Genomic DNA, 5,665 nt, shown 5'->3' with positions numbered 1-5,665 from the left:
GTGCGGGCCGAGGGCGAAGCGGCGCGGGTGCGGGCGGCCGTCGCGGTCGAGGACGCGGCCGTCGTCGGGGCCGACGGCGAGCAGCCCGGCGGGGGTCACGGTGACCTCGTCCGCGAGGCCGCGCAGCAGCCGGTCACCGGAGCGGGCGACGGAGGGCGCGGGCAGCCGGCCCTCGACGAGCGCCCTGGCCTCGGCGACCGCGCCGGGCACCACCACGCTGCGGGCCCGGAAGACGCCGCGCCCGGGGTCGGCGGTGATCTCGGTGTCGGCGCCGAGGAACCGGACGAGACCGGCGCGGGACAGGGCGAGGAGCTGCCGCAGCCGGGGGCCGGGCGGCCCGGAGGCCACGTAGCTGAAGAAGCCGTGCCACCAGGTGCCGATGTCGCCGAGCCCCATGATCTGGCCGTAGGCGGAGAGCAGCCCGAGGAAGACGGCGTGGTCGGGGCTGTGGCGGGGGTCCTCGCGGCGGGCGAGGTCGGCCTCGATGTGGGCCCGCAGCCCCGCCTGGAACGCCTCCGCGCCGTCGTGGCGCACCCCGGCGAGCGGGTGGTCGAGCGCGGCCAGGTCGAGCCGGTCGGCGGGGTCGGGCACCGACGCGGCGACGAGCGCGTCGAGTTCGGCGCTGCCGGGGTCGCACAGGGCGTACTTGGCCTCGAAGTCCGACCAGGCGACGCGGGTGCGCTCGGGGTGCGCGGTGAACAGCCGGTGGTAGTGGGCGAATCCGAGCTCCTTCTCGACCAGCGGCCAGATGTCGCGGTGGAAGTCGAGCGGGCCGGGACGGCGGCGCAGTTCCTCGGCCTCGGCCGGACCGAGGAAGCGGGGCAGCGGCGGCAGTTCCCCCTCCCAGGGATAGTCGATCTTCGCACGGTACGGGACGCCACGGCGCGAGCCGACGTGCAGGACGGGCTCGCGGCCCGAGGGGTGGTAGGTGAGCGTGCCGGTGCCGTCGTCGGTGTACGTGCCGCCGCGGCCCTCGGTGACGAGCACCATGAGGTCGACGAAGGCGAGCCCGAAGCCGCGGACGAGGACGTCCTCACCGGGGCGCAGGACGTCGAGGTCGCTGTCGGCGGTGAACTCGGGCGGCAGGTAGGTGAGTCCGTGCTCGGCGGCAAAGCGGGCGAGCACGGACTGTTCGGCGTCGGGGCCCGCGGGGAGGTGCCCCAGGGCGAGGACGACGAGGTCGGCGCGCAGAGGTTCGGCCCGCCCTTCCAGCCATACGTGCTGCCGTCCGTCGCGGGGCCCGGAGAGGCGTAAGGCGCGGCGGCGGTGCTCGTGGACGGTGATCCCGGGCGGCAGGGCGGCCACGGCCTGCCGGTACGTCCAGTCCAGGTAGGCGCTCTGGAGCCGCCTGCTGGGGAAGGTACGGCCGGTCAACCCGGCCGCTTCGGCCGCCGTTTCGGGATCGACGCCGGGGACGTCCCCGGCGCGCACCAGCCCGGCCCACTCGGCGAGGGAGGGGCCGGGGCGTACAGGGCCCGCCAGCCGCACGGTCTCGTCGGTGTACATCGTGACGTCCTCCGCCATGGAGTTCATCCACAGCAGCGGGGACTGGTCGCGGCGCCAGACGCGGCCGCCGCCCGGCGGGTAGGGGTCGACGAGGTGCAGGTCGAGGCGGGCGCCCGCGAGGAGTTCGGGCGCGTTGGCGGCGATGCGCTCGACAATGCCGGTGCCGCGCGGGCCCGCGCCGACGACGACGAGGGACGGGACGGCGGCGCCGGGCGGGGCGTCGCCGGGCGGATCCGCGAAAGCGGAGGAGGTCGAGAAGACGGAGGAGACCGAGTCGGCCAGTGCGGCCAGTCCGAGAAGAGGGGAATCCGGGTGCGCGGACATGCGAAGGCTCCGTGGATGCGGGAATCGAGCACGGGAGTTGCCGCCTGCACACCGGGCCGCGCCCCTCAGCGCGACCGGACCCCGAGGCTAAGCCGGTGGCCTGGCCTGCTGTCAAGCATGTCCATAAAGGCGTCCACAGTGTGGACGCCACGTCTCAACGCCATTGACGGGGAAGTCGGATGGCTGTTCCACTTGGCACATGCACTCAGGGCAGCGGCTGGTCACACGGGGCCACATCGACTTCGGTCGGGTGTGGTCGGCCTCGTGTCGCCCCTGCCCCCTCGGCCCCGCCACCGGTTCCTGTACCGGCTCGCGCCAGGGCTGAGCGCGCTTCCACGCGCCCTCGCATCGCTTTTTGCCTTCCCCCGCTCTGCTCAGCTCCGCCCGGTTCTCCCCTGCTCTCCCCTGCCTTCGCCTGCCTTCACACCGCGGCAGTAACGGCCGCACCCCTCCCCTCGTACGTGCTCGTTCAGCAGTCGCAGCCACAGCCGTCACAACCGCAACCGTCACAACCACCGCCGTCCGAGCAGCAGTTACAGCAATTGCAGCAGCATTCACAGTCACTGACATCGCAGTAATCACAGCCGTCACACTTGCTGCACCACGCCTCACGCTTATGCCCGTGCCAGGGATCCGTGTAGTCCGTACAGCACACCTGGCACGTGCAGAAGAGCCCGGCCCACACCGCACAGCCGGCGATCGGGCCGCGCCGCCGTCCTCCCCTCGGCGGCTCGGGCGGGGCGCCGGGCGGCGGCATGACCGGCGGCGGACCGAACGCGCCCTGTGCATCTGTCGACATGTCATCGTGCCGATGGCCGCACCCGTCCGTGCCGAACGCCCGGTCGACGGCGCGCTTCAGCTCGTGCGCGAGCAGGACGTGCGCGAGCCTGCCCTGCGCCTTGCTCGCGAAGTCGACCTCGCGCAGCGCGAGCCGTACGCCGTGCACGGCGTCGTCGCACAGCCGCCGGACCTCGGCGAGGTCCGTGCCGGTCACGGCGATGGGGTTCCACGCGCCGGTCCGCGCGTCCTCCGCGAGGTCCTCGACGGCGTCCAGCAGATGAGCGAGCCGCCCGAAGAGCCGCCCGGCCTCCTCCAGCGGCGCCCGATTGCCCGGCCGCCCGGCAAGTATCGCGGTGTGTCCGAAGGCCGCGGCGGTCGCCGTCTCCGTCGGCTCCGTGACGGCCGTCAGCGGCGTCCCGGCCCCGGCCAGCGCCTCGATCCCGGCCTGCCGGTCGACCGCGTCCACCAGCACCGCCGTGTCGAAGCCGAGCTCCGATCCCGTACGGGCCCCGGCGCGGTCCCAGGTGGCGGCGACCCTGCGGGCGGCCGCGGCCACCGGACGCCGCGCCAAGAGCCCGTCGCGGTCGGCGACATGGTCCCGCATCTTCGCCGAGGCGAGGACGAGCGAGACGGAGGCGGCCAGCCGCGCGCCCTCGCCCCGGGCGACGGGAGCGGCACGCATCCCGCGCAGCGGACACGGCCCCGCCGTGCGCCGCCACGCGTCCGCGCCCCCGGCACGCGAGGACTGAGCCTCCACCAGAACCGAAATGACCAGACCGTCATAATTGGTCGCGACGCGCGCGAATTGCCCGTTTGCGCCGCGCAGCGCCAGGCACAGTCCACAGAGATGTGCCATCCACTCCGCGCGCATCGACTCCGAGAGCCGATGACGGCATGGCCTGATGATCCCGAACAAAGAGAGCCCCCGTGTGTGCTGCGGCCGAACCCGGGCATCCTAATCACCGGACAAGCACACCGGCCTCGGGCGCCACCCCTCCAGCTCTCCCGCACCACCCCGCATATGCCCAGGTCCGGAGCGTGTGGCCGATCACTGGGGTTATCTGACGCATCGCCAACCGCTTTGCACCAGATGCGTCACGAAATCCTCGCTTGGCGGCCATCCACTTGGCACACCATCCACAACATGGACGACGATAGGGAAGCGGTCGGACCACACCGCGTGTGAGAGGAGGCGTCCATGGGATCGGTGCGCAAGGCGAGTGCCTGGCTCGGCCTCGTCGACGACAGCGATGACGAGCGCTACTACGGGGGCTACGAAGAGGACTCGGAAGAGGGGCCCGAGCCCGGCGACTCCTGGGTCACCAACCCGAAGGTGCGGGTGGCGGACGAGACCGCGCAGGAACAGGGCACCCGCATCGCCACGGTCACCCCGGACGGCTTCCGGGACGCCCGTGGCATCGGCGAGCTCTTCCGCGAGGGCGTCCCGGTGATCGTGAACCTCACCGGCATGGAGCCCAACGACGCCAAGCGCGTCGTGGACTTCGCGGCCGGCCTGACCTTCGGCCTGCGCGGCTCGATCGAGCGCGTGGCCAACCGCGTCTTCCTGCTGACCCCCGCCGACTACCAGGTGCTCAACGGGGAGGCCCGCCGCACGAACGGCGGCTTCTTCAACCAGAGCTGACGGCGGGCCGCCCTGGCCGCACCGCCCGCCCTGCCCGTCCCGCCCGCGGTGCTCACCGGAAGGCGTCGATCCCGGTGAGCGCCTTGCCCAGCACCAGCTGGTGCATCTCCACCGTCCCCTCGTAGGTCAGCACCGACTCCAGGTTGGTGGCGTGGCGCATCACCGGGTACTCCAGGGAGATCCCGTTCGCGCCGAGGATCGTCCTGGCCGTCCGGCAGATCTCGATCGCCTCGCGCACGTTGTTGAGCTTCCCGAAGCTGACCTGCTCCGGCCGCAGCGTCCCCGCGTCCATCCGCCGTCCCAGGTGGTGGGCGAGCAGCAGACCCTTGTGCAGCTCGACGGCCATGTCGGCGAGCTTGGCCTGGGTGAGCTGGAAGCCGCCGATGGGCCTGCCGAACTGCTCCCTGGTCCGCGCGTACTCCAGCGCCGTCTCGAAGCAGGTGCGGGCCGCGCCCAGCGAGCCCCACACGATGCCGTAGCGGGCGTGGCTCAGACAGCTCAGCGGACCGCCCAGCCCGGCCGCCTCCGGCAGCACCGCGTCGGCGGGGAGCCGCACCTCGTCCAGGACGAGTTCACTCGTAACAGACGCACGCAGTGACCACTTATGGGTGATTTCGGGCGCGGAGAATCCGCGGCTGTCCGTCGGTACGACAAACCCACGGATGCCCTCGTCCGTCTGTGCCCAGACGACCGCGACGCCCGCCACCGAACCATTCGTGATCCACATCTTGCGGCCCGTCAGCACCCAGTCGGTGCCGTCGCGCTTGGCGTACGTCCGCATCCCGGCGGGGTCCGAGCCGTGGTCGGGCTCGGTCAGCGCGAAGCAGCCGATGATCTCGCCGGCGGCCATCCCCGGCAGCCAGCGCTGCTTCTGCTCCTCCGAGCCGAAGCGGTGGATCGCGTACATCGCGAGGGAGCCCTGCACCGAGACGATCGAACGGATACCGGAGTCGGCCGCCTCCAGCTCGAGGCAGGCGAGGCCGTACTGCACCGCGCTCGCCCCGGCGCAGCCGTAGCCGGTGAGCGACATGCCGAGGGCCCCTATCGCGCCGAGCTCACGGGCGAGTTCGCGAATGACGGGGACCTCGCCGCGCTCGTACCACTCGGCGATGTGCGGCAGCACTCTGTCCGCGGCCCACTGGCGAACCGTGCTGCGGACGGCGAGCTCCTCGGGGCTCAGCAGGTCGTCGATGCCGAGGGGGTCGTGGGGGGTGAACGACGTCTTCATTCCGTGCCTCCGGCGCGCGTCTTGGTGATCGTCGCCCCGACGCTAGCCCCGCTCCCACCGAAGGGTCCAGGGGCCCTCCGCCCCGCCATTGCCGCCTGCGGCGGGAGCGGCCTGCGGCCGCGTCCTCAAACGCCGGACGGGCTGGGCGGGTGGGCGGTGAAGGCGAGGCGGGGAGTGTTCCGGGG

Annotated in this window: 4 protein-coding genes; 1 reads left to right on the top strand and 3 read right to left on the bottom strand. The window is 72.6% G+C overall.

Translation table 11 applies throughout. The features are described 5' to 3' along the window. Both K6I34_RS30160 and K6I34_RS30155 read right to left on the bottom strand, forming a co-directional pair. Nucleotides 1-1,830, bottom strand: a 1,830-nt coding sequence (locus K6I34_RS30160; protein WP_229330756.1) for an FAD/NAD(P)-binding domain-containing protein, incomplete at its 3' end; no start/stop codon positions are given. Between the two features lie 469 nt (nt 1,831-2,299). Further along, nucleotides 2,300-3,526 (bottom strand): DUF5685 family protein, encoded by a 1,227-nt coding sequence (locus K6I34_RS30155; RefSeq protein WP_229330754.1) that lies wholly within the window; start codon nt 3,524-3,526, stop codon nt 2,300-2,302. A gap of 282 nt (nt 3,527-3,808) precedes the next feature. On the opposite strand from K6I34_RS30155, the gene K6I34_RS30150 reads away from it, so the two are divergent. Next, nucleotides 3,809-4,252: a cell division protein SepF gene (locus K6I34_RS30150; protein ID WP_229330752.1), complete on the top strand. Its 444-nt coding sequence runs from the start codon at nt 3,809-3,811 to the stop codon at nt 4,250-4,252. 52 nt (nt 4,253-4,304) lie between these two features. Here the strand turns inward: K6I34_RS30150 and K6I34_RS30145 are convergent, their stop codons facing one another. Next, a complete protein-coding gene (locus tag K6I34_RS30145) occupies nt 4,305-5,480 on the bottom strand; it encodes an acyl-CoA dehydrogenase family protein (RefSeq protein ID WP_229330750.1) in 1,176 nt (391 codons plus the stop codon). Nucleotides 5,481-5,665: the final 185 nt, after the last annotated feature.

The organism is Streptomyces sp. UNOC14_S4 (assembly GCF_020740835.1).
Lineage (GTDB): Bacteria > Actinomycetota > Actinomycetes > Streptomycetales > Streptomycetaceae > Streptomyces.
This window is presented reverse-complemented; position numbering and strand designations above follow the sequence as displayed.